Source organism: Blastococcus sp. KM273128, from assembly GCF_021698975.1.
GTDB lineage: Bacteria > Actinomycetota > Actinomycetes > Mycobacteriales > Geodermatophilaceae > Blastococcus.
In genome coordinates this window covers 1-20,208 of record NZ_SSXA01000079.1, presented here as the reverse complement: position 1 = coordinate 20,208, position 20,208 = coordinate 1, and the positions used below count along the sequence as shown (strand labels likewise).

The window sequence follows — 20,208 nt, the reverse complement described above, 5'->3', positions numbered from 1 at the left end:
CCCCGGAGGCGGCGTGGTCCCCCCGCCCCCGCTCCCCGGTGGTGACGACGACGACGATGACGACGACGATGACGACGACGATGGCGACGACTGAGACGGCGGGAGCGACGGTGACGGCCCAACCGTGAGCGCAGACCAGCGCGCCCCGACCGGGTGGCGCGACCGGCTCCGCGGCCGGTGGGCGCCGCGGGCCGCCCGCACGCGGATCATCGGCTGGGTCCTGCTGCTGGTCCTGCTGGCGCTGGCGCTGGTCGACCTGGTCACCTGGCGCCTGCTGATCCGCGCGACCGACGAGCGGATGGACCTGGCCCTCGAGGCCGAGGTCGTCGAGTTCTCGCAGATCGTGGCCTCGGGCATCGACCCGGAGACCGGCGCGCCGTTCGACTCCGTCGCCGAGGTGCTGGAGACCGTCATCCAGTACAACCTGGCCCGCCCCAACGAGAAGTTCCTCGGCTACGTCGACGGCGCGTACCGCTTCCAGAGCCGCATCGAGGCGCCGGTGCTGCTCAGCGAGGACGCGACGTTCACCGAGCTCGTCGGGTCGGTCACCGAGACGACCGCCGGCCGCTACGACAGCGGCGCCGGGGAGGTCCGCTACCTCGCCGTCCCGGTGGCGCTCGAGGGCGACCCCGCCCGCGGCGTGGCCGTCGTCGCCTACTTCGCCGACCAGGAACGGCAGGCCGCCGACGACACCGCCCGGCTGATGCTGGGTGTCGGTGCGCTCACCGTCCTGCTGGCCGCGGCAGGAGCGTGGGTCGTGGCCGGTCGCGTCCTCGCCCCGGTCCGGGCGGTCGCGGCCACCGCGCAGGGCATCACCGAGACCGACCTGTCCGGCCGCATCCCGGTCGAGGGCCGCCCCGCCGACGAGCTCGCCGACCTCGCCGTCGCCGTCAACGGGATGCTGGACCGCGTGGAGAGCGGGGTGGCCGCGCAGCGCCGCTTCCTCGACGACGCCGGGCACGAGCTGCGGACCCCGATCACCATCGTCCGCGGCCACCTCGAGGTGCTCGACCCGGCCGACCCCGAGGACGTCCGGCAGACCGTGGCGCTGGTCGACGACGAGCTGGAGCGGATGAACCGCATGGTGTCCGACCTGCTGCTGCTGGCCCGCGCCGAGCAGCCCGAGTTCGTCCGGACCCAGCCGGTCGACGTCGCGGAGGTGACCGCGGACATCTTCGGCAAGGTGCGGCGGCTCGGCGACCGCGACTGGCAGCTGGGCGCCGTCGCCCGCGCCGACCTGCTGCTCGACCCGCAGCGGCTCACCCAGGCGGTCATCGCCCTGGCCGACAACGCCGTCCACCACACCGGACCGGGGGACCGCATCGTGCTCGGCAGCCGGCTCAGCGGCGACCGGCTGCTGGTCTGGGTCGACGACACCGGGCCCGGGATCCCCGTGGCGGACCAGGAGCGGGTGTTCGAGCGGTTCGCGCGCGGCAGCTCCGGGGCCCGGCGCAGCGACGGCGCGGGCCTGGGCCTGGCGATCGTGCAGGCCATCGCGGCCGCCCACGGTGGCTCGGTCGAGCTGCACAGCCGCCCGGGCGAGGGGGCGACGTTCACCCTGGTGCTGCCCGCGCGGCCGGCACCGCCACGGGACGCCGGCCCGGCCGACCTGCTGCCGGACGCCGACGACACCGTCGACGACTCGCTGTCGACGCCGCCGCTGGTCGGTGGCGCGTGCTCCGCACCGACCGAAGGGGGGCGCCGATGAGCCGGGTGCGCTGCGGGCCGAGCGCTGCCGGGTCCCGGTGGTCGTGCTCACCGCGCGGGACAGCGTGCAGGACACCGTGGCGGGGCTGGAGGGCGGCGCGGACGACTACATGGCCAAGCCGTTCCGCTTCGAGGAGCTGCTGGCCCGGGTGCGGCTCCGCCTGGCCGGCGCCCGCGAGGGCGAGGTGACCGTGCTGACCGCCGGCGGTCTGTCGCTGGACCTGCGCACCCGGCGGGCGGACGTCGAGGGCCGCACCGTCGACCTGTCCGCCCGCGAGTTCGCGCTCGCCGAGACCTTCCTGCGCCACCCCGGTCAGGTGCTGGCCCGCGAGCAGCTGCTCAGCCAGGTCTGGGGCTACGACTTCGACCCCGGCTCGAACGTCGTCGACGTCTACGTGCGCTACCTGCGCAAGAAGCTCGGGGCCGACCGCATCGAGACGGTGCGGGGGATGGGCTACCGCCTCGCCGTCTGACCCGCGCAGCCGGCGGCCCCGGGCCCGGGTCGGGTCCGGGGCCGGGTCCGGGGCCGGGGCCGGGGCGACGATCAGTCGTCGGCGTCGGGGGAGCCGTCGTCCGGGCTGTCGACGTCGGGGGTGTGGACGTCGGGGCTGTCGACGTCCGGGCTGTCGATGTCGGGGGTGTCGATGTCGGGGGTGCCGTCGTCGCCGTCGGACGTGTCCGCGGAGGCGTCCGCGACGGCGTCGTCGTCGGGCGAGGCGTCCGGGCTCTCGTCCGCGGCGACGGAGACGGCCGCCGGCAGCTGCGACGAGCTCCCGTCGTCGGTCGCCGCGGCGACGCCGACGCCGGCGACACCGAGCCCGGCGAGCGCGGTGCCGAAGGTGACGATCTTCCAGGTGGCGGGCGTGCTGCTCATGGTGCGGTCCTCCCGTGGACGGTGGTGGTGCGCTGACGAGGACCACGGTGCCCGTCGCCGGTGAGGTGCCCGGGAGACGGCGGTGAGGGCGCTCTCATCCGGCCGAGGCGGTGGCCCACCGCTCGGCGAGCGCGAGCCGGGCCTCGGTCGCCTGGGCCCAGCCCGCCTGCTGCACCCGGAAGGGCCCGGTCGCCAGCCCCACGAGCACCCCGGCCACCCGGGCGGCCAGCTCGCCGCCGGGCCAGCGCCCCGCGAGCAGCCGCTCCACCCGGTCGCGGTAGGCGGCGATCGGTGCGGGGTCCCCGGTCAGGTGCTCCAGCAGGACGAGGTGGCCCAGCAGGGTGGCCCAGTCGTCGATCCGCGCGCCCGGGCCGGTCGTGTCCACGTCCAGCAGGCCCACCACCGACCCGGCCTCCACGAGGAGCTGCGCCTCGTAGAGGTCGCCGTGCACCGGCACCACGGGGTGCCGGCCCGCACCCGCCGCCACCGCCGCGGTGAGCCGGTCCAGCCGGGGCGCCAGCGCGGGGCAGACCGTCCCGAGCACCGACGCGTGCGCCCGCACGGCCGGCATCGGGTCGCCGGGAGCGCCGCGCCCCCTCCGCGGCGCCACCTCCGGCAGCCGGTCGAGCAGCGCCTCGAGGGCCTCCGGGCCGGGCAGCTGCCGGGGATCGCCGGCCAGCGCGGCCCGCAGCGGCGTGCCCAGCAGGGCGGGCAGCACGACGACGCCGTCGGTGGTGTGCGCCAGCACGGGCGCCACCGGCAGCGCCGGGGCCAGCGCGGCGTGGCGGCGCACGAGGTCGGCCACCGCGGCGGGCCGGACCACCTTGAGGAACCAGCGGCCCGCCGGTGAGGTCACCTCGACGACCGCGCGCCGGCCGGGCCGGTAGCTGCGCAACCGCAGCCGGGGGCCGGGGACGTGGAGCCCCAGCGCGCCCAGCCGCTCGGCGACCCCGGCCGCCGACGTCGCCCAGGCCAGCCCGGGCAGCGCGGGGTCCAGCGGCCACCGCCAGAGCCCCACCGCGACCGGGGTGCCCCCCGCCGCGCCCTCGACGACGGCGGCACCGGCCGGGATCGCCGACCCGGTCGCTGCCACGAGGTGCTCGCGGGTGGCGCGACCGTCGGCCCAGTCCACGAGGGCGGTGTGGCGCACGGTCGCCGTGCCGTCCGGGCGCAGGTGCACCGAGGTGGCGGCCAGCGTGCGGAGCCGGCCGGAGAGCGGCCCGAGCACGGCCGACCACAGCTCACCGGCCGGCTCGCCCAGCAGCAGCTGCAGCGAGGGCGGCCACGACGGGGGCACCCGGGCGGGGCAGAGCAGGCCGCTGTCCACCCCGGCAGCCTCGCCCCCGGCGGTGAGCGGCGGGTGAGACCCCGGTGAGGGTGCTCTCACCAGCGGCCCCGGTGCACCACCTCGTCGACGCCCCGCCGGCCCCGGCGCAGCGACGGCGACCGGCGGTCCTCCGTGCCCGGGTAGCCGACCGAGACGCAGCCGACGGGCCGGTAGGCGTCCGGCACCCCGAAGGCGGCCCGGAAGGCGTCGACGCGGTGCGCCGGGACGCCGAAGAAGCAGGCGCCGAGCCCCTCGTCGACCGCGGTGAGCAGCATCAGCAGCGAGGCCATGCCGGCGTCGACGTCCCAGTACGGCACCGGCCAGCGGGCCTCGTCGCGGTCGGTCCAGCCCTTGTCCGGTTCGGCGTAGCGGTCCAGGTAGGCGCTCTTGTTGGCCAGCGGCACCACCAGCAGCGGCGCCCGGCGCATGCGGGTGAGCCAGCCGTCGGGGGCGCCCCCGTCGGTGGTGGCCGACCAGAAGCGGTCGCGCTCCTCGGCCGTCTCCAGCACCAGGAACGCCCAGCCCTGGCTGAAGCCGGCCGACGGCGCCCGGATGGCGTGCGCGAGCAGCTTCTCCCGCACCTCGGGCGGCACCGGTCGGTCGGGGTCGTAGTCGCGCACCATGCGGCGGCGGCGGACGACGTCAGCGAACTCCACGGCAGCACTCCACGCCGTCAGCCTGCCGCACCGGCGCGCGGGCCGGTCAGGCGCTCCGGCCCAGCCGGGCGAGCACCCGCGTGGTGCGGTCGGCGGACCCGGGCACGTCGACGGCGGGGCGGCAGATGCCCTCCATGTGCAGCGCCGGGCCGAAGCCGTCCGCGCCGGCCTCGACCCGGTCCAGCTCCTCGTCGGTGAGGCCGGCGTCCGCGCCGACGGCGCGGGCGAGGTCCCACCGGTGCACGACCATGTCCCAGACGTAGAACTGCTCGAGCGCGGCGCCGACCGTCGTCGGCCCGAAGAAGCCGTCGAACTCCCGGCCGGCCACGGCGTCGTCGGCCAGCACCTCGGCCGCCCGCCGGGCGTGCGCGCGCCAGGCGGCGGCCGGGTCGGCGGCCACGTCCGGCGCCGGGCCGAGGTCCGCGCCGTGGGTGGCGAGGAAGTCGCGCTGGGTGGTGACCAGGTGCTCGACGACGTCGGCGGCGGTCCACCCCTCGCAGGGGGACGGGTTGGTCCAGCCGCCGGCGGGGACGGCGTCGAGCAGGGCGGTGAGCGGGCGTTCGGCGGCTCGGTAGCTCGAAACGGTGCGGGTCATGGCCGGAACCTAGGGCCGTGCGGCAGGCTCCGTCTTGATGGAACCCGACAGCGCGCCGGCGCCGCGTGCCCTGGACGTGGTCGAGCGCGCCCACCTGAGGGAGCCGGGCGACGCCTCGCACGTGATGCACCGCTACACCGCCGCGCCGGAGTTCGAGGGGCTGCTGCAGCGGTTCTGGGTCCCCGTCTGGTCGGTGCCCCCCGGGCGGGAGGCGCCGCAGCGGGTGCTGCAGTACCCGGTCGCGCTGCTGGTCGTCGCGGACGGCTACGCCCGCTTCTACGGCGTGGTCCCGGGGCTGTCGACGACGACGCTCACCGGCGAGGGGTGGGCCGTCGGCGTCATGTGCGCCCCGGCCGCCGGCGCGCTGCTCACCGGTGGGCCGATGAGCCGGTACACGGGCCGGCACGTCGACGTCGCCGAGGTGCTCGGGGCCGCGGGGGAGGAGCTGACCGGGCGGGTGCGGGCCGCCATGACGCCGGACCCGCGCTCCCCGGAGGCGCACGGCGCGGCGATGGCCGCGTTCGGCGACGCGCTGCGGCCCTTCCTGCCGGTCGACGACGAGGGCCGCCTGGTCAACGAGGTGGTCGCCTTCGTCGAGGGCGATCGCGAGGTCGTGCGGGTCGCGCAGGTGTGCGAGCGGTTCGGGCTGTCGGAGCGCGCGTTGCAGCGGCTGGTGCACCGGCGGCTGGGGCTGACCCCGAAGTGGCTGATCCAGCGCCGCCGCCTGCAGGAGGCCGCCGAGCGGCTGCGCGGGCGGCCGGCCGGCCTGGGGGAGGTGGCCGCGGTGCTGGGCTACGCCGACCAGGCGCACTTCACCCGCGACTTCGCCCGGGTGACCGGCACGACCCCCGGCCGGTTCGCCGCCGCGCACGCGGCCGGTAGGTGACGCAGGCGACGAGGAGTCGGTCCCTAGGCTGGGCACCGTGCCGAAGCTGCAGCTGCTCCCCGCCGTCGACGTCGCCGACGGCCAGGCCGTCCGTCTCGTGCAGGGGGAGGCCGGGAGCGAGACCTCCTACGGCGACCCCCTCGACGCCGCCCTCCAGTGGCAGCGCGACGGCGCCGAGTGGGTCCACCTCGTGGACCTCGACGCCGCCTTCGGCCGGGGCACCAACCGGGAGCTGCTGGCCCGGGTGGTCGGCGAGCTCGACGTCGACGTCGAGCTCTCCGGAGGGATCCGGGACGACGAGTCGCTGGCCGCCGCGCTGGCCACCGGCTGCCGCCGGGTCAACCTGGGCACCGCCGCCCTCGAGTCGCCCGAGTGGTGCGCCCGGGCCATCGCCGAGCACGGCGACCGCATCGCTGTCGGCCTGGACGTGCGGGGCACCCGGCTGGCCGCCCGCGGCTGGACCCGCGAGGGCGGCGAGCTCTACGAGACCCTCGCCCGCCTCGACGCCGAGGGCTGCGCCCGGTACGTGGTCACCGACATCACCAAGGACGGCACGCTGCGCGGCCCGAACCTGGAGCTGCTGCGCGAGGTGTGCGCGGCCACCCCGCGGCCGGTGGTCGCCTCCGGCGGGGTCAGCTCGCTCGACGACATCCGCGCGCTGGCCGGGCTCACCTCGATCGGCGTCGAGGGCGCGATCGTCGGCAAGGCGCTGTACGCCGGGGCCTTCACGCTGCCCGAGGCGCTGCAGGTCACCGAGGCCCTGGCATGACGGTGCTCAACCTGGGCTCGGAGAACCCCTGGGAGCCGGTCGTCGGCTACAGCCGGATCGTCGTCCGCGGCGACACGGCATGGGTGAGCGGCACGACCGCGCTCGTGGACGGCGCCGTCGCCCACCCCGGGGACGCCGCGGGGCAGACCAGGCAGGTGCTGGCCACGATCGAGCGGTCGCTGGAGCGCGCCGGCTTCGCGCTGTCCGACGTCGTCCGCACCCGCATGTACGTCACCGACATCAGCCGCTGGGAGGAGGTCGGCCGCGCCCACGGCGAGGTGTTCGGCGCGATCCGCCCGGCGTCGACGATGGTCGAGGTGTCGGCGCTCATCGACCCGGAGCTGCTGGTGGAGATCGAGGCCGACGCGGTGCGGGAGCCCGCGGCGTGACGCTCGCCGTGCGGGTCATCCCGTGCCTCGACGTCGACGCCGGGCGGGTGGTGAAGGGCGTCAACTTCGTGGACCTGCGCGACGCCGGCGACCCGGTGGAGATGGCCCGGGTCTACGACGCCGAGGGTGCCGACGAGCTCACCTTCCTCGACATCACCGCCAGCTCCGGCAACCGGGAGACGACCTACGACGTCGTCCGCCGCACCGCCGAGAGCGTCTTCATCCCGCTCACCGTCGGCGGGGGCGTGCGCGGGGTCGAGGACGTCGACAAGCTGCTGCGCGCCGGCGCGGACAAGGTCGCGGTGAACACCGCCGCCGTCGCCCGGCCGGAGCTGATCGCCGAGATCGCGCAGCGCTTCGGCAGCCAGGTGCTCGTGCTCTCGCTGGACGCCCGGCGGGTCCGCGACGGCGCCGTCACCGACTCGGGCTACGAGATCACCACGCACGGCGGCCGCCGGGGCACCGGCCGGGACGCCGTGGAGTGGTGCGTGCGGGCCGCGGAGCTCGGCGTCGGGGAGATCCTGCTCAACTCCATGGACGCCGACGGCACCCGCGCCGGCTTCGACACCGACCTCATCGCCCAGGTGCGCCGCGAGGTCGCGGTCCCGCTGATCGCCAGCGGGGGAGCGGGCGCGGTCGAGCACTTCCCGCCGGCGGTCGCCGCGGGCGCCGACGCGGTGCTCGCCGCGAGCGTCTTCCACTTCGGCCAGCTCCGGGTCGGCGACGTCAAGGCCGGGCTGGCCGACGCCGGCGTTCCGGTGCGCCGCGAGGGCGACACCCCGCTCAGCTGACCGGGCGCCGGAACCCCTCCCGCACTGCCGGGCGCCGGTGGATGATGAGTCGTCCGCGTGCCGCCTGCCGCGGGAGGGACCGGCCATGCGTTTCCGCTACAGCCTGACCACGAAGGCCACGCCCGGGCAGGTGTTCGCGGCCTTCACCGATGTCAGCGACCGCCGCCTCGAGATCTGGCGCCGCACCCTGGACCCGGCGAAGTACGAGGTGCGGGAGTCGGGCGAGAACTGGGCCGTCGTCCGGGAGGGGAGTCCGGGGGTCCGCATCTGGGTGGTCCTGCGCTACGAGTGGGAGCCACCCGGGACGATCCGCTGGACGCTGGTGGAGAGCGATCACTGCGACGGTGGTCGCGGTGAGGTCCTGATCAGCCCCGGCCCGGACGGCGGGAGCCGGGTGGACGCCATGATCGACCACGGGCGCCCACGGGGTGCCCGGGGCCGGGCGATCCTCGCGGTCCAGCGGCTGGTCGGACCGCGCCTGTTCCCGCGGCTGTGGCGAGACGCCCTGGACCGCCTCGCCACCCCCGGACCCGCGAGCGACGTCAGCTCACGTCGACGCGGGCGACGCCGCGGCGGCCGGAGACCCAGAGCATCAGCTCCAGCGGCTCGCCGGTGACGGTCCGCCCCGCGTCCCCGAACCGCTTCTCGGTGCCCGGGGCGTCGCTGCGGCGCAGCACGAGGCCGCGGCGGCCGGCGGCGCGCCGGGCGTGCAGGGCCAGGCCCGCCCACAGCCGGTCCTGCTCCTCCCGGGGCAGCGGGCGCGGCTCCCACCCCGGCTGGGCGCGGCGGACGTCCTCGTGGTGGATGGCGTACTCCGCCGTGTCGATCGCCGTCGCCACGGCCGGCAGCGCCGTCGGCGACCACACCGGCGGCCCGGAGCGCACCCGCCCGACCACCTCGGCGTAGGGCGTGGAGGTGCGCAGCCGGTCCTCCAGCCGGTGCGACCACCAGGCCAGCCGCCCGCCGCCGGGCAGCAGCTCCAGCCCGTAACCCGGCAGCGCGTCGGGCCGCCGGTCGCGGACGGCCAGGTGCGCGGCCAGGTGCGCCGTCGTCCACCCCTCGCAGCAGGTCGGCGCGTCCGGCCCCAGCTCGTCGAGGAGGTCGGCCAGTGCGGCGCGCTCGCGGGCCGGCAGGGAGGGGGGAGAGGCGCTCATCGCCCCTGCATACCGGGCCGCCGCGCCGGGCGACACCCGGGCCGGGAACAAGTCGGGTGCGCGCGCGGTTCCAGCCGCTTAGCGTTCCTAACGACCGTCCGGCATCCTGGCCGGGCCGCCCGCACACCCGAGGAGCCCCGTGTCCCGCCGCAGAGAGGCCGTCGTCCGACGCGGGCTCCGCCACGTCCGGCGGGCGATCGCCGAGCAGCCGGGCATGTTCACCCTCGCGCTGCTGGCCAGCAGCCTCTACGGCGCGATGACGGTCGCCAGCGCCTACGTCATCGGCGAGGTCACCGACCGGGTGCTGCTGCCCTCCTTCCGCGACGGCGCCACCACCGGGGCCGCCCTGACCCTGGCCGTCGTCGCCATCCTCGGCGTCGCGCTGCTGAAGATCCTCGGCATCATCGGCCGCCGGCTGTTCGCCGGGATCATGAGCTACCGGCTGCAGGCCGAGTACCGCCGCCGGGTCACCGGCCAGTACCTCCGGCTGCCGCTCTCCTGGCACCAGCGACACCCCACGGGGCAGCTGCTCTCCAACGCCAACTCCGACGTCGAGGCGGCCTGGTTCTTCGTCGCGCCGCTGCCGTTCGCGTGCGGCGCCCTGGTGATGATCGCGATCACCAGCGTCGCCCTGGTCCTCACCGACCCGCTGCTCGCGCTGGTCGGCCTGGTGGTCTTCCCGCTGGTCTTCGCCGCGAACGTCGTCTACTCGCAGGTGATGAGCCCCCGGATGCAGCGGGCCCAGCAGTTGCGCGCCGAGGTCAGCGAGATCGCGCACGAGAGCTTCGACGCCGCCCTGGTGGTGAAGACCCTCGGCCGCGAGGAGACCGAGACCGCGCGCTTCGCCGGCCGGGCGCAGGAGCTGCGCGACGGGCTGGTCGCCGTCGGCCGGGTGCGCGGGCTGTTCGACCCGCTGATGGAGGCGCTGCCGAACCTCGGCACGCTCGCCGTCCTGGTCATCGGGGCCGGCCGGGTGGCCGACGGTGCGACCGATGCCGGCGAGCTGGTCTCGATCGCCTACCTGTTCACCCTGCTGGCGCTGCCCATCCGCGCCATCGGCTGGGTGCTGGCCGACCTGCCGCGGGCGCTGGCCGGCTTCGACCGCGTCACCCCCGTCCTCGAGGCGACCGGCGAGACGCCCTACGGGCCCGACACCGCCGTGCCCCGCGCGGGCGGCGCCGGGCTCGGGCTGCGCGACGTCGGGTTCCGCTACGACGGCGGGGGCCGCCCGACGCTGGAGGCGGTGACCTTCGACGTGCCCGCCGGCCGGACGGTCGCGGTCGTGGGCCCCACCGGGTCGGGCAAGTCGACGCTCGCCGGCCTGCTCGTGCGCCTGGTCGACCCCGGCGACGGCACCGTCCTCCTCGACGGCGTGGACCTGCGCCGGCTGCGGGAGGGCGAGGTGAGCACCCAGGCGGCGTTCGTCGCGCAGAGCGCGTTCCTCTTCGACGACACGGTGCGCGGCAACGTCACCCTCGGCGCCCCGGTGGATGACGACGAGGTGCGGGCGGCGCTGCGGGTCGCGGCCGCCGACGAGTTCGTCGCCGCGCTGCCCGACGGGCTCGACACGCGCGTCGGCGAGCGCGGCGCCTCCCTCTCCGGCGGCCAGCGCCAGCGCCTCGCGCTCGCCCGCGCCGTCGTCCGCCGCCCCCGGTTGCTGGTCCTCGACGACGCCACCAGCGCCGTCGACCCGGCCGTGGAGGCGCGCATCCTCGACGCGCTGCGCACCAGCGGGACGCCGACGACCGTGGTCGTGGTCGCCTACCGCCAGGCGACCATCGCCCTGGCCGACGAGGTGGTGTGGCTGGAGGACGGCCGCGCCGTCGCCCGCGGCACCCACGAGGAGCTGCTGGCCGACGTCCCGGGCTACGCGGCGCTGGTGCGGGCCTACGCGCAGGCGGAGGTGCCGGCGTGACCGCCGCGACGCAGCTGCCCGACCGCACGGACGAGGGCGCCCTGGCCACGCTGCGGCGGGGCCTGCGCATGATGCCGGAGTTCCGGCGCGGTCTGCCGGTCACCTTCGCGCTGGCGCTGCTCGCCACGGCCGGCCGGGTGGTCGTCCCGATCGCGGTGCAGCAGGTCATCGACCGCGGCCTGGCTGCGGCCGGGGGGCCCGACCTGGGGCTGGTCTCCTGGGTGGTCGCGGGCTGCGCCGTCGTCGTGGTGCTCACCGCCGTCGCGGTCTACCGCATGAACGTGCGCCTGTTCCGCACCACCGAGACCGCGCTGGCCGGCCTCCGGGAGCGGGCGTTCCGCCACGTGCACGACCTCTCGGTGCTGCACCAGCAGGGGCAGCGGCGCGGTTCCCTGGTCTCGCGGGTCACCAGCGACGTCGACCAGCTCTCGGTGTTCATGCAGTGGGGCGGCGTGCTGGGGCTGGTCAGCGTCGGCCAGCTCGTCGTCGCCACCGTCGTCATGTTCGTGTACTCCTGGCAGCTCACGCTGCTGGTGCTGGTCTGCTTCGTCCCGCTGGTGTTCGCCGTCCGCTGGTTCGCCCGCCGGCTGGTGCAGGTGTACGGCGTGGTCCGCGAGCGGGTCGGCGACGTGCTGGCCGCGGTCTCCGAGTCGGTCGTCGGCGCCTCGACGGTGCGGGTCTACGGGGTCCGTGCCCGCACCGCCGAGCGGCTCGACGCCGCGATCGACCGGCACTACCGCGCCCAGGTCGACGCGCAGAAGGTGACCGCCGCGGTGTTCGTCAGCGGTGAGTTCGTCGCGGCCGTCGCCAACGCCGCGGTCGTCGTCGTGGGCGTGCTCCTCGGCCTGGCCGGTGACATCACGCCCGGCACCCTGGTGGCCTTCCTCTTCCTGGTCACCCTCTTCGTCGCCCCGGTGCAGACCGCCAGCGAGGTGCTCAACGAGGCGCAGAACGCGGTCGCCGGCTTCCGGCGGGTGCTCGACGTGCTCGACACCGAGCCCGACGTCCGCGACCCGGCCGTGGCCACCCCCGACCGGGTGCGCGAGCTGCCCGCCGGGCCGCTGGGCGTGCGGTTCGAGCACGTCACCTTCCGGTACGCGCCGGGCGCCCGGGCGGCGCTCGACGCCGTCGACCTCGCCATCGACCCGCGCACCCGCGTGGCGATCGTCGGGGAGACCGGCTCGGGCAAGACCACCTTCGCCAAGCTCGTCACCCGGCTCATGGACCCGGTCGAGGGGCGGGTGCTCCTGGGCTCCCGCGACGCGGGCTGGGTGCCGCTGGCCGACGTCGCCTTCGCCTCGCTGCGCGCCCGGGTGGTGATGGTGCCGCAGGACGGTTTCCTGTTCGACGCCAGCGTCGCCGACAACGTGCGCTACGGCCGCCCCGGCATGACCGACGACGACGTCGTCGCCGCCTTCGACGACCTCGGCCTCGGCGCGTGGGTCGCCGGCCTGCCCGCGGGCGTCGCGACGGCGGTGGGGCAGCGCGGCGAGTCGCTGTCCGCGGGGGAGCGGCAGCTGGTCGCGGTGGCCCGCGCCTACGTCGCCGACCCCGACCTGCTGGTGCTCGACGAGGCCACCAGCGCGGTCGACCCGGCCACCGAGCAGCGGCTCACCCGTGCGCTGGACACCCTCACCGAGGGCCGGACGACGCTCACCATCGCCCACCGGCTCTCCACCGCCGAGCGCGCCGACGAGGTGCTGGTCGTCGACGCCGGGCACGTCGTCCAGCGCGGCACGCACGCCGAGCTCGTCGACGCAGAGGGGCCCTACGCCCGCCTGCACGCCTCCTGGCGCCGCTCCTCGGCGGGCGAGCCGGAACCCGCGCGCTGAGCGCTGCTGCCCCTACGGTCGGCAGATGCCTCCGGACCGTCAGGACCGCGGCCGCGCCGCCGCCGTGGTGTCGGCCGTGCTCGCCTTCCTGGCCACGCTGCCCCTGCTGTGGGCGGCGCTCGTCATCTGGGCGCTCGGCGGACTGGATTCCGAGGCAGCCGGAGAGCGGTTCCTGGCGCTGCTGCCGCTCGCCGCGGCCCTGCTGCTCCTGGCCGGTGGGGTCCTGCTGCTGCTCCGGCGCACCTGGTCGGTGCTGGCTGGCGGTGCGGGGCTGGCCGCGGTGCTGGCCGGCTGGGTCCTCGTCCGCGCCCTCGCCGACGGCGGGGAGGTGATCGCCGGACCGGCAGCCCTGCTGCTCGCCGGCCTGCTCGTCGCCCTCGCGCTCTCGGCGTCGCCGAGCGTCCGACGGCGCACCCGACGTTGAGCGGCCGGCGTTGTCTAGCCTGCCGGGATGGGCTCTGGACCGCGGGCGCGCGGGGACGCGGACAGTACCTCCCCGCGGATCCCCGGCATCGCGCTGGTCGCTGCGGCCATCGGGGTCATCGGCGCGATGCCCTCGGTGCTGCTGGCCCTCCTCGTCCTGGGCCTGGAGGGCTCGCAGGCGGTCACCTCCGGGGTCTCGTGGACGTGGCTGCTGCTGATCGCCCCGTTGGTGCAGCTGTTCGCCGCCTTCTGGTTGCTGGCCCGGCGCGGGTGGCTGCCGATGGCGCTGGCCTGGCTGCCGATCGCCCTCTTCACCGGCGCCGGCGCGGTGGCCGGCGCCGGCGCTCCCGAGGGGGGCGTCCCGGCCCTGGCGCTGCTCCAGCTCGTCCTCCCGGTGCTCGCCGCGGTGCTCGCCTCGACGCGGCGGGTCCGCCGCTGGACCGCCGGGTGACGGTGCCCCGGCCGGTCCCCACGGCACCCGGGCGGGCGAGTCGTGCCCCCGGAGGACGGCGCGCTGCAGCGGGTGCCCGCTAGCGTCTCGGTCGTGGACACCGAGAAGGCCCGCACGGAGGCAGACGTCGTCGTGGTGGGGGCAGGCCTGGCCGGCCTGGTCGCCACCGCCGAGCTCGCGGACGCCGGCAAGCGGGTGATCCTGGTCGACCAGGAGCCCGAGGCGTCGCTGGGCGGGCAGGCGTGGTGGTCCTTCGGCGGGCTCTTCCTCGTCGACTCGCCGGAGCAGCGCCGCCTGCGGGTGCGGGACTCGCTGGAGCTCGCCCGCCAGGACTGGTTCGGCACGGCCGGGTTCGACCGGGACAGCGACCACTGGCCGCGGCAGTGGGCCGAGGCCTACCTGCAGTTCGCAGCGGGGGAGAAGCGCGCTTGGCTCAAGGAGCAGGGCATCGGCTTCTTCCCGGTCGTCGGGTGGGCCGAGCGCGGCGGCTACACGGCCACCGGGCACGGCAACTCGGTGCCGCGCTTCCACATCGTCTGGGGCACCGGGCCCGGGGTGGTGGCCCCCTTCGAGCGCCGGGTGCGGGCGGCGGTGGCCGAGGGCCGCGTCGAGCTGCGTTTCCGCCACCGGGTGGGCGAGCTCGTCGTCAGCGGCGGGGCGGTGACCGGCGTGCGGGGCGCGGTGCTCGAACCGAGCCCGGTCGCGCGCGGCGAGGCCAGCTCGCGCAGCGAGGTCGGCGAGTTCGAGATCTCCGCGCAGGCCGTCGTCGTCACCTCCGGCGGCATCGGCGGCAACCACGACCTGGTCCGGAGGTACTGGCCGGCGCGGCTCGGCCCGGCCCCGCAGCGGCTGCTCTCCGGCGTCCCCGCGCACGTCGACGGGCAGATGCAGGAGGCCGCGGTCGCGGCCGGGGCCAGCTTGGTCAACGGCGACCGCATGTGGCACTACACCGAGGGCGTCGCCAACCACTCGCCCGTCTGGGACAAGCACGGCATCCGCATCCTGCCCGGGCCCTCGTCGCTGTGGCTCGACGCCACCGGCCGGCGGCTCCCGGTGCCGCTGTTCCCCGGGTTCGACACCCTCGGCACGCTCGCGCACATCGGGCAGACCGGCCACGAGCACACCTGGTTCGTCGCCACGCACAAGATCGTGGAGAAGGAGTTCGCGCTGTCGGGCTCCGAGCAGAACCCCGACCTCACGGGCAAGGACCTCCGGCTGCTGATGACGCGGGTGAAGGCCGGCGTCTCCGGTCCGGTCCAGGCGTTCCTCGACAAGGGGGAGGACTTCGTCGTCGCCCGCACCCTGCCGGAGCTGGTCGCCGGCATGAACCGGGTCACCGGCGGTGCCCCCGAGCTCGACCTCGCGCAGGTGGAGCGGGAGGTGGTGGCGCGCGACCGCGAGGTCGGCAACGCGTTCACCAAGGACCTGCAGGTCACCGCCATCCGCGGTGCCCGCAACTACCTCGGCGACAAGCTGATCCGGGTGGCGCCGCCGCACCGGATCCTCGACCCCGAGGCCGGGCCGCTGGTCGCCGTCCGGCTCAACGTCATCACCCGCAAGAGCCTCGGTGGGCTGGAGACCGACCTCTCCGGCCGGGTGCTCCGCCCGGGCGGCGAGGTCTTCCCGGGGCTGTACGCCGCCGGCGAGGTGGCCGGGTTCGGCGGGGGCGGGGTGCACGGCTACCGCTCGCTGGAGGGCACGTTCCTCGGCGGCTGCCTGTTCTCCGGCCGGGTCGCGGGCCGCGCGCTCGCGGCCGCGCTGTGACGGGGCAGCGGTGAGCTCCCCCCGCGACCCCTGGTCGGACCCGGCGACGCCGACCGAGCCGGGCCCGGCGTACACCGGTCCGCCGCCCACGCTGCCGCCGGCCTCGCCTTACGGCGCGCCGCCGTACGGCTACGGGCACCAGCCCTACGCCCCGCCCGGTCCCTACGCTCCGCCCGCGCCCTACGGCTGGCCCGGCGCCTGGGGCGCGACGACGTTCCCCGGTGGGCCGGTCCCGTTCCGGGCCGGGCGGCGGCCGGGCCAGGTGATCGGCGCCGCGGTGCTCAGCTTCGTCCAGGCGGTGCTGGTGCTGATCGCCTCGCTGTACGTGTGGTTCTTCGCCTCCCTGGCGCAGATGGCCATCGAGGAGAGCCCCACCGCCGCGCCCACCCAGGCCTACGAGTTCGCCCGCGAGGGCGGGGTGCTGTCGATCGTCCAGGTGGTCTCGGTGGTGCTGCTGGTGGCCGCCGGCATCCTGGCGCTCAGCCGGCGCAACCGGGTGGCGTGGCTGGTGCTGCTGGCGGCGCACGGGGTCCAGTTGCTGCTCACCGCCTACTGGTGGGCGCAGCTCACCGACCTGCTCGGCCCGGCCGCGGCCGCCGACGACGTGGGCGGCGTGGTCGCCGTCTTCAGCCTGTTCTTCGCCGCGGCCCCGCTGGTGGCCCTCGGGCTGGTGCTGTTCGGCGCCGGGCGCAGCTGGTTCACCGCCCCGCAAGGCTGACCGGGGGGCACGGCACACTGGCGGCATGCCCGCGACCGACCCCTCCGCCCCCGCGCCGGCCCCCGAGGTGGCCGCCCTGCTGCGCCGCGACCCCGCCGGCCTGGTGGCCGCCGTCGTCCAGCAGCACGACACCGGCGAGGTGCTCATGGTGGCCTGGATGGACGACGAGGCGCTCCGCCGCACCCTGACCACCGGCCGGGCCACCTACTGGTCGCGCAGCCGGCAGGAGTACTGGGTCAAGGGCGAGACCTCCGGGCACCGCCAGTGGGTCCGCGAGGTGCGCCTCGACTGCGACGGCGACGCGCTGCTGCTGCTCGTCGACCAGGAGGGTCCCGCCTGCCACACCGGTGAGCGCAGCTGCTTCCACCGGGTGCTCCCCGCCGCGCAGGGGGTCGCGCCGTGAGGTTCGGCGTCACCGCGCCGTCGCCCGAGGAGTTCGCGGCCTCGGGGGCGGCGGTCGTGCCGGTCACCCGTCGCCTGCTCGTCGACGGTGAGACCGCCGTCGGCCTCTACCGCAAGCTGGCCGGCAACCGCCCCGGCACGGTGCTGCTCGAGTCGGCCGAGCAGGGGAAGCGGTGGGCCCGGTACAGCTTCATCGGGGTCCGCAGCGCCGGCGTCCTCACCGAGCGCGACGGCCGCACGCTGTGGCTGGGCGACGACGTCCCGGGGATCACCGACGACCTCCCCGAGGACCCCCTGGAGGCGGTGCGGGTGGTGGCGCGGCGGCTGCGCTCGCCCCGCACGCCCGGCCTGCCCCCGCTCACCGGCGGCCTCGTGGGCTACCTCGGTTACGACGTCGTCCGCCGGCTGGAGCGGCTGCCGAGCACCAGCGCCGACGACCTCGGGATGCCCGAGCTGGCGATGATGCTGGTCACCGACCTGGCCGTGCTCGACCACAGCGACGGGTCGGTGCTGTTGATCGCCAACGCGCTGCCCGGCAGCGGGGCGGGGTCCGCCGCCTACGACGACGCGGTCGCCCGGCTCGACGACATGGCCGCCGCGCTGGTCCGGCCGGCGCCGCCGGCCGTGGCCGTGCTCGAGCCCGCCGACGTGCCGGCGTCGGTGCGCAGCAACCTCGCGCCGGGCGTGTTCCAGGACGGCGTCGAGGAGGTGCGCGAGCACATCCGGGCCGGTGACGCGTTCCAGGTGGTGCTGTCCCAGCGGTTCGAGCTGGTCACCGACGTCGCGGCGCTGGACCTCTACCGCGTGCTGCGCGCGACCAACCCGTCGCCGTACATGTACCTGCTGCGGTTCTCCGGCCGGGAGAGCCCCTTCGACGTGGTGGGGTCCTCGCCCGAGGCGCTGGTGACGGTGGCCGGCAGCTCCGCCGTCGTGCACCCGCCGGCCGGCACCCGCCCGCGCGGGGCCACCCCCGAGGAGGACGTCCGGCTGGCCGAGGGGCTGCTGGCCGACCCCAAGGAGCGGGCCGAGCACGTCATGCTGGTCGACCTCGCCCGCAACGACCTGGGCCGGGTGTGCGTGCCGGGCAGCGTCGAGGTGCCGGACTTCATGCGGATCGAGCACTACAGCCACGTGATGCACCTGGTGTCGACCGTCTCGGGTGAGGTACGGCCCGGCTGCGACGCCCTCGACGTCTTCGACGCGACGTTCCCCGCGGGCACCGTCTCGGGCGCCCCCAAGCCCAGCGCCATGACGATCATCGAGTCGCTCGAACCGACCCGGCGGGCGCTGTACGCGGGCACCGTCGGCTACGTCGACGCCAGCGGCGACATGGACATGGCGATCGCCATCCGCACCGCCGTCCTGCACCAGGGCCGCGCCTACGTGCAGGCCGGCGCGGGCATCGTGGCCGACAGCGACGCCGCCTCCGAGGAGGCCGAGACCCGTCACAAGGCGCGCGCGGTGCTGTCGGCGATCGCGACGGCCGAGAGGCTGCGGGAGCTCGGGTGAGCGGCTCCCCGGGCGAGGGCCGGTCGCGGGCCCGGCGGGAGCTGACGGCCGCGGTGGCGGGCGCCGCGCTGGCCGGGGCCCTGGCGCTGACCGCCGCGAGCCAGCGCTGGGCGGAGGTCACCGCCGAGCGGCGGGCGCCGCTGCCGCCGGTGTCGGGGACGCTCACCGGCGGTGCGGCGGTCCCGCTCGTGACCGCCGCCGGGCTGGTGCTGCTGGCCGCCGCGGTCGCGCTGCTGGCGGTGCGCGGCGCGGGGCGGGCGGTCGTGGGGCTGCTGGTGGCGGTCTGCGGCGGTGTGCTCGCCTGGTCCGGGGCCCGGGTGCTGGCCGGGGGAGTGGCCGACGCGGCCGCCGACCTGCCCGGCGTCAGCGGCACCAGCGTGACCGGGACGACGGTGGAGGTCGCGGCGGTCTGGCCGGGCCTCGCCGTCGTCGGCGGGGTGCTGGCGGTGCTGGCCGGGCTGCTCGTCGTCGTCCGGGGGGCCGCCTGGCCGGCGATGGGGCAGCGCTACGAGCGCGCGGCGGGGCCCGCCCCGCCGCGGTCGGAGGAGGACCGCGCGGACGACGCGTGGAAGGCGCTGGACCGCGGGGAGGACCCGACCGAGCCCCCGCCGGCCCCGCGCCCCGGCGGCTCCGCATAGCGGAACGCCCCGGGATCGGCGGACCCGCCCCCGGGCCGGGCGGTGCAGGACCCGCCTCTACAGTGGGTCGACCCATCCGCCCGGGATCGACGTACGAGGAGCAGTGGCGACGATGAACGACCACCGGACCTCGGCCGAGGCTGCGGCCACGCCGTGAACGTGCTCGACGAGATCATCGAGGGCGTCCGCGCCGACCTCGCCGTCCGCGAGGCCGCGGTGCCGCTGGACGAGGTGAAGGAGGCCGCGCAGGCGGCCCGCCCCGCGCGCGACGCGCTGGCGGCGCTGCGCGCCCCCGGTGTCGGCGTGATCGCAGAGGTCAAGCGGCGCAGCCCCTCCAAGGGCGACCTGGCCGAGATCGCCGACCCCGCTCAGCTGGCGCAGCAGTACGCCGCCGGTGGTGCCCGGGTCATCTCGGTGCTCACCGAGGGCCGCCGCTTCGGGGGCTCGCACGCCGACCTCGCCGCCGTCCGGGCCGTCGTCGACGTGCCGGTACTGTGCAAGGACTTCATCGTCAGCAGCTACCAGGTGCACGAGGCGCGGGCGCACGGTGCCGACGTCGTGCTGCTGATCGTCGCGGCCCTGGAGCAGAACGTCCTCGTCGGCCTCCTCGAGCGGGTCGAGTCGCTGGGCATGACCGCGTTGGTCGAGGTGCACACCGAAGCGGAGGCCGACCGCGCCATGGCAGCGGGGGCCTCGGTGATCGGCGTCAACGCCCGCGACCTGACCACCCTGCAGGTCGACCGCTCGACCTTCGAGCGGATCGCCCCGGGGCTGCCGTCGGAGGTCGTGAAGGTCGCCGAGTCCGGCGTCCGCGGCCCGCACGACCTGATCAGCTACGCCGCCGCCGGGGCCGACGCCGTGCTGGTGGGCGAGGGCCTGGTCACCGCCGGCGACGCCCGCCAGGCGGTCGCCGACCTGGTGACGGCGGGCAGCCACCCCGCCACGCCGCGCACCACGCGCTGACGGTCCGTCCCGGACGACCGGACCGGCCGCCGGCGTCGTCGGCGGCGGCAGCCCGACCCGGTTGTCCGTCCTGCTCGCAACGCATCCTCTCGGTGACCCGCGCTCGCCGGCGCTCCCGGCCGCTGCGGCGCCCCCAGCCGCTGCTGCACCCGCAGCCGCTGCTGCACCCCCGGCCGCTGCGGCGCCCCCGGCCCTGGGGGATGTGCCCTCGCCGGCTCTCCTCCTCCGCTGGGCCGGAATTGTCGTACCCCCGGCCTAGCCTGCGGGTATGTCGTCGGCGGCGGGTTTCCAGGTGGGGGTCGGGGTGTCCTTCGTGGACCCGCTGCCCTCGCCCTGGGAGCTCGCCGACCCCGATCCGCAGCGGTGGGACGAGCCGCTGTCGGCGTGGCTGCCCGCCCAGCGCAGCGCGGCGGAGGCGGTGGATCTGCTGGGGCAGATCGTGGCC

Annotated in this window: 22 protein-coding genes; 17 read left to right on the top strand and 5 right to left on the bottom strand. The window is 76.4% G+C overall.

Translation table 11 applies throughout. The features are described 5' to 3' along the window. The first annotated feature begins 124 nt into the window (after window positions 1-124). Together E9529_RS22810 and E9529_RS18070 are read left to right on the top strand one after the other, a co-directional pair. On the top strand, window positions 125-1,708 hold the full coding sequence (locus E9529_RS22810; RefSeq protein WP_236832658.1) for a cell wall metabolism sensor histidine kinase WalK: 1,584 nt from the start codon (window positions 125-127) through the stop codon (window positions 1,706-1,708). Then, window positions 1,668-2,180, top strand: coding sequence for a response regulator transcription factor (locus E9529_RS18070; RefSeq protein WP_374201373.1), 513 nt, complete (start codon window positions 1,668-1,670; stop codon window positions 2,178-2,180). The genes E9529_RS22810 and E9529_RS18070 overlap by 41 nt, the downstream gene beginning before the upstream one ends. A 71-nt stretch (window positions 2,181-2,251) precedes the next feature. Here E9529_RS18070 and E9529_RS18065 read toward each other — a convergent pair whose 3' ends face one another. The 4 genes from E9529_RS18065 to E9529_RS18050 all read right to left on the bottom strand — a co-directional run bounded on the left by E9529_RS18065 (window position 2,252) and on the right by E9529_RS18050 (window position 5,159). Next, window positions 2,252-2,581, bottom strand: a complete 330-nt coding sequence (locus E9529_RS18065) for a hypothetical protein (RefSeq protein ID WP_236832656.1) — start codon at window positions 2,579-2,581, stop codon at window positions 2,252-2,254. 94 nt (window positions 2,582-2,675) lie between these two features. Further along, entirely contained in the window at window positions 2,676-3,908 is a 1,233-nt protein-coding gene (locus E9529_RS18060) for a phosphotransferase (RefSeq protein ID WP_236832655.1), read from the bottom strand. Between the two features lie 56 nt (window positions 3,909-3,964). Next, window positions 3,965-4,564, bottom strand: coding sequence for a nitroreductase family protein (locus E9529_RS18055; RefSeq protein ID WP_236832654.1), 600 nt, complete (start codon window positions 4,562-4,564; stop codon window positions 3,965-3,967). 46 nt (window positions 4,565-4,610) lie between these two features. Next, window positions 4,611-5,159, bottom strand: a complete 549-nt coding sequence (locus E9529_RS18050; protein ID WP_236832653.1) for a TIGR03086 family metal-binding protein — start codon at window positions 5,157-5,159, stop codon at window positions 4,611-4,613. Window positions 5,160-5,196: 37 nt separating this feature from the next. Between E9529_RS18050 and E9529_RS18045 the strand changes: the two genes are divergently transcribed. The 5 genes from E9529_RS18045 (at window position 5,197) to E9529_RS18025 (ending at window position 8,610) form a co-directional block, all read left to right on the top strand. Next, complete coding sequence (locus E9529_RS18045) at window positions 5,197-6,045, top strand: AraC family transcriptional regulator (protein WP_236832652.1); 849 nt, start codon at window positions 5,197-5,199, stop codon at window positions 6,043-6,045. Between the two features lie 37 nt (window positions 6,046-6,082). Continuing rightward, window positions 6,083-6,814, top strand: a complete 732-nt coding sequence (priA, locus tag E9529_RS18040; RefSeq protein WP_236832651.1) for a bifunctional 1-(5-phosphoribosyl)-5-((5-phosphoribosylamino)methylideneamino)imidazole-4-carboxamide isomerase/phosphoribosylanthranilate isomerase PriA — start codon at window positions 6,083-6,085, stop codon at window positions 6,812-6,814. Next, window positions 6,811-7,203, top strand: coding sequence for a RidA family protein (locus E9529_RS18035; RefSeq protein WP_236832650.1), 393 nt, complete (start codon window positions 6,811-6,813; stop codon window positions 7,201-7,203). The genes priA and E9529_RS18035 overlap by 4 nt, the downstream gene beginning before the upstream one ends. Further along, complete coding sequence (hisF, locus tag E9529_RS18030; protein WP_236832649.1) at window positions 7,200-7,994, top strand: imidazole glycerol phosphate synthase subunit HisF; 795 nt, start codon at window positions 7,200-7,202, stop codon at window positions 7,992-7,994. The genes E9529_RS18035 and hisF overlap by 4 nt, the downstream gene beginning before the upstream one ends. 85 nt (window positions 7,995-8,079) lie before the next feature. Beyond that, window positions 8,080-8,610 (top strand): hypothetical protein, encoded by a 531-nt coding sequence (locus tag E9529_RS18025; RefSeq protein WP_236832648.1) that lies wholly within the window; start codon window positions 8,080-8,082, stop codon window positions 8,608-8,610. On the opposite strand, the gene E9529_RS18020 is transcribed toward E9529_RS18025, so the two are convergent. After that, the gene (locus E9529_RS18020) at window positions 8,537-9,148 is read right to left on the bottom strand and encodes a TIGR03085 family metal-binding protein (RefSeq protein WP_236832647.1); all 612 of its coding nucleotides are present in this window, start codon (window positions 9,146-9,148) and stop codon (window positions 8,537-8,539) included. The genes E9529_RS18025 and E9529_RS18020 overlap by 74 nt on opposite strands. Before the next feature lie 139 nt (window positions 9,149-9,287). On the opposite strand from E9529_RS18020, the gene E9529_RS18015 reads away from it, so the two are divergent. From E9529_RS18015 to trpC, 10 genes are all read left to right on the top strand, one after another. Then, the gene (locus E9529_RS18015) at window positions 9,288-11,063 is read left to right on the top strand and encodes an ABC transporter ATP-binding protein (RefSeq protein ID WP_236832646.1); all 1,776 of its coding nucleotides are present in this window, start codon (window positions 9,288-9,290) and stop codon (window positions 11,061-11,063) included. Then, window positions 11,060-12,895 carry an ABC transporter ATP-binding protein gene (locus tag E9529_RS18010; RefSeq protein ID WP_236832645.1) on the top strand — a complete coding sequence of 612 codons (1,836 nt, stop codon included), beginning with the start codon at window positions 11,060-11,062 and terminating at the stop codon, window positions 12,893-12,895. The genes E9529_RS18015 and E9529_RS18010 overlap by 4 nt, the downstream gene beginning before the upstream one ends. Before the next feature lie 25 nt (window positions 12,896-12,920). Beyond that, window positions 12,921-13,319 carry a hypothetical protein gene (locus tag E9529_RS18005; protein WP_236832644.1) on the top strand — a complete coding sequence of 133 codons (399 nt, stop codon included), beginning with the start codon at window positions 12,921-12,923 and terminating at the stop codon, window positions 13,317-13,319. A gap of 27 nt (window positions 13,320-13,346) precedes the next feature. Further along, window positions 13,347-13,769 carry a hypothetical protein gene (locus tag E9529_RS18000; RefSeq protein ID WP_236832643.1) on the top strand — a complete coding sequence of 141 codons (423 nt, stop codon included), beginning with the start codon at window positions 13,347-13,349 and terminating at the stop codon, window positions 13,767-13,769. Window positions 13,770-13,862: 93 nt separating this feature from the next. After that, window positions 13,863-15,533, top strand: coding sequence for an FAD-binding dehydrogenase (locus E9529_RS17995; protein ID WP_236832642.1), 1,671 nt, complete (start codon window positions 13,863-13,865; stop codon window positions 15,531-15,533). Between the two features lie 10 nt (window positions 15,534-15,543). Further along, complete coding sequence (locus E9529_RS17990) at window positions 15,544-16,251, top strand: hypothetical protein (protein WP_236832641.1); 708 nt, start codon at window positions 15,544-15,546, stop codon at window positions 16,249-16,251. 25 nt (window positions 16,252-16,276) lie between these two features. Next, window positions 16,277-16,654, top strand: coding sequence for a phosphoribosyl-AMP cyclohydrolase (gene hisI, locus E9529_RS17985; protein ID WP_236832640.1), 378 nt, complete (start codon window positions 16,277-16,279; stop codon window positions 16,652-16,654). Beyond that, the gene (locus tag E9529_RS17980; protein WP_236832639.1) at window positions 16,651-18,162 is read left to right on the top strand and encodes an anthranilate synthase component I; all 1,512 of its coding nucleotides are present in this window, start codon (window positions 16,651-16,653) and stop codon (window positions 18,160-18,162) included. Before hisI ends, E9529_RS17980 begins: the two co-directional genes overlap by 4 nt. After that, a complete protein-coding gene (locus E9529_RS17975; protein WP_236832638.1) occupies window positions 18,159-18,800 on the top strand; it encodes a Trp biosynthesis-associated membrane protein in 642 nt (213 codons plus the stop codon). Before E9529_RS17980 ends, E9529_RS17975 begins: the two co-directional genes overlap by 4 nt. Before the next feature lie 153 nt (window positions 18,801-18,953). Next, on the top strand, window positions 18,954-19,763 hold the full coding sequence (trpC, locus tag E9529_RS17970) for an indole-3-glycerol phosphate synthase TrpC (protein ID WP_236832637.1): 810 nt from the start codon (window positions 18,954-18,956) through the stop codon (window positions 19,761-19,763). Window positions 19,764-20,208 lie beyond the last annotated feature (445 nt).

What these genes read in the sequence shown, in the direction of transcription:
- hisI (WP_236832640.1), top strand. Translation starts at nt 16,277, where the DNA reads ATGCCCGCGACCGACCCCTCCGCCCCCGCGCCGGCCCCCGAGGTGGCC.
- E9529_RS18025 (WP_236832648.1), top strand. Translation starts at nt 8,080, where the DNA reads ATGCGTTTCCGCTACAGCCTGACCACGAAGGCCACGCCCGGGCAGGTG.
- E9529_RS18000 (WP_236832643.1), top strand. Translation starts at nt 13,347, where the DNA reads ATGGGCTCTGGACCGCGGGCGCGCGGGGACGCGGACAGTACCTCCCCG.
- E9529_RS18035 (WP_236832650.1), top strand. Translation starts at nt 6,811, where the DNA reads ATGACGGTGCTCAACCTGGGCTCGGAGAACCCCTGGGAGCCGGTCGTC.
- E9529_RS18045 (WP_236832652.1), top strand. Translation starts at nt 5,197, where the DNA reads ATGGAACCCGACAGCGCGCCGGCGCCGCGTGCCCTGGACGTGGTCGAG.
- E9529_RS18050 (WP_236832653.1), bottom strand. Translation starts at nt 5,159, where the DNA reads ATGACCCGCACCGTTTCGAGCTACCGAGCCGCCGAACGCCCGCTCACC.
- E9529_RS18020 (WP_236832647.1), bottom strand. Translation starts at nt 9,148, where the DNA reads ATGAGCGCCTCTCCCCCCTCCCTGCCGGCCCGCGAGCGCGCCGCACTG.
- E9529_RS18005 (WP_236832644.1), top strand. Translation starts at nt 12,921, where the DNA reads ATGCCTCCGGACCGTCAGGACCGCGGCCGCGCCGCCGCCGTGGTGTCG.
- E9529_RS18065 (WP_236832656.1), bottom strand. Translation starts at nt 2,581, where the DNA reads ATGAGCAGCACGCCCGCCACCTGGAAGATCGTCACCTTCGGCACCGCG.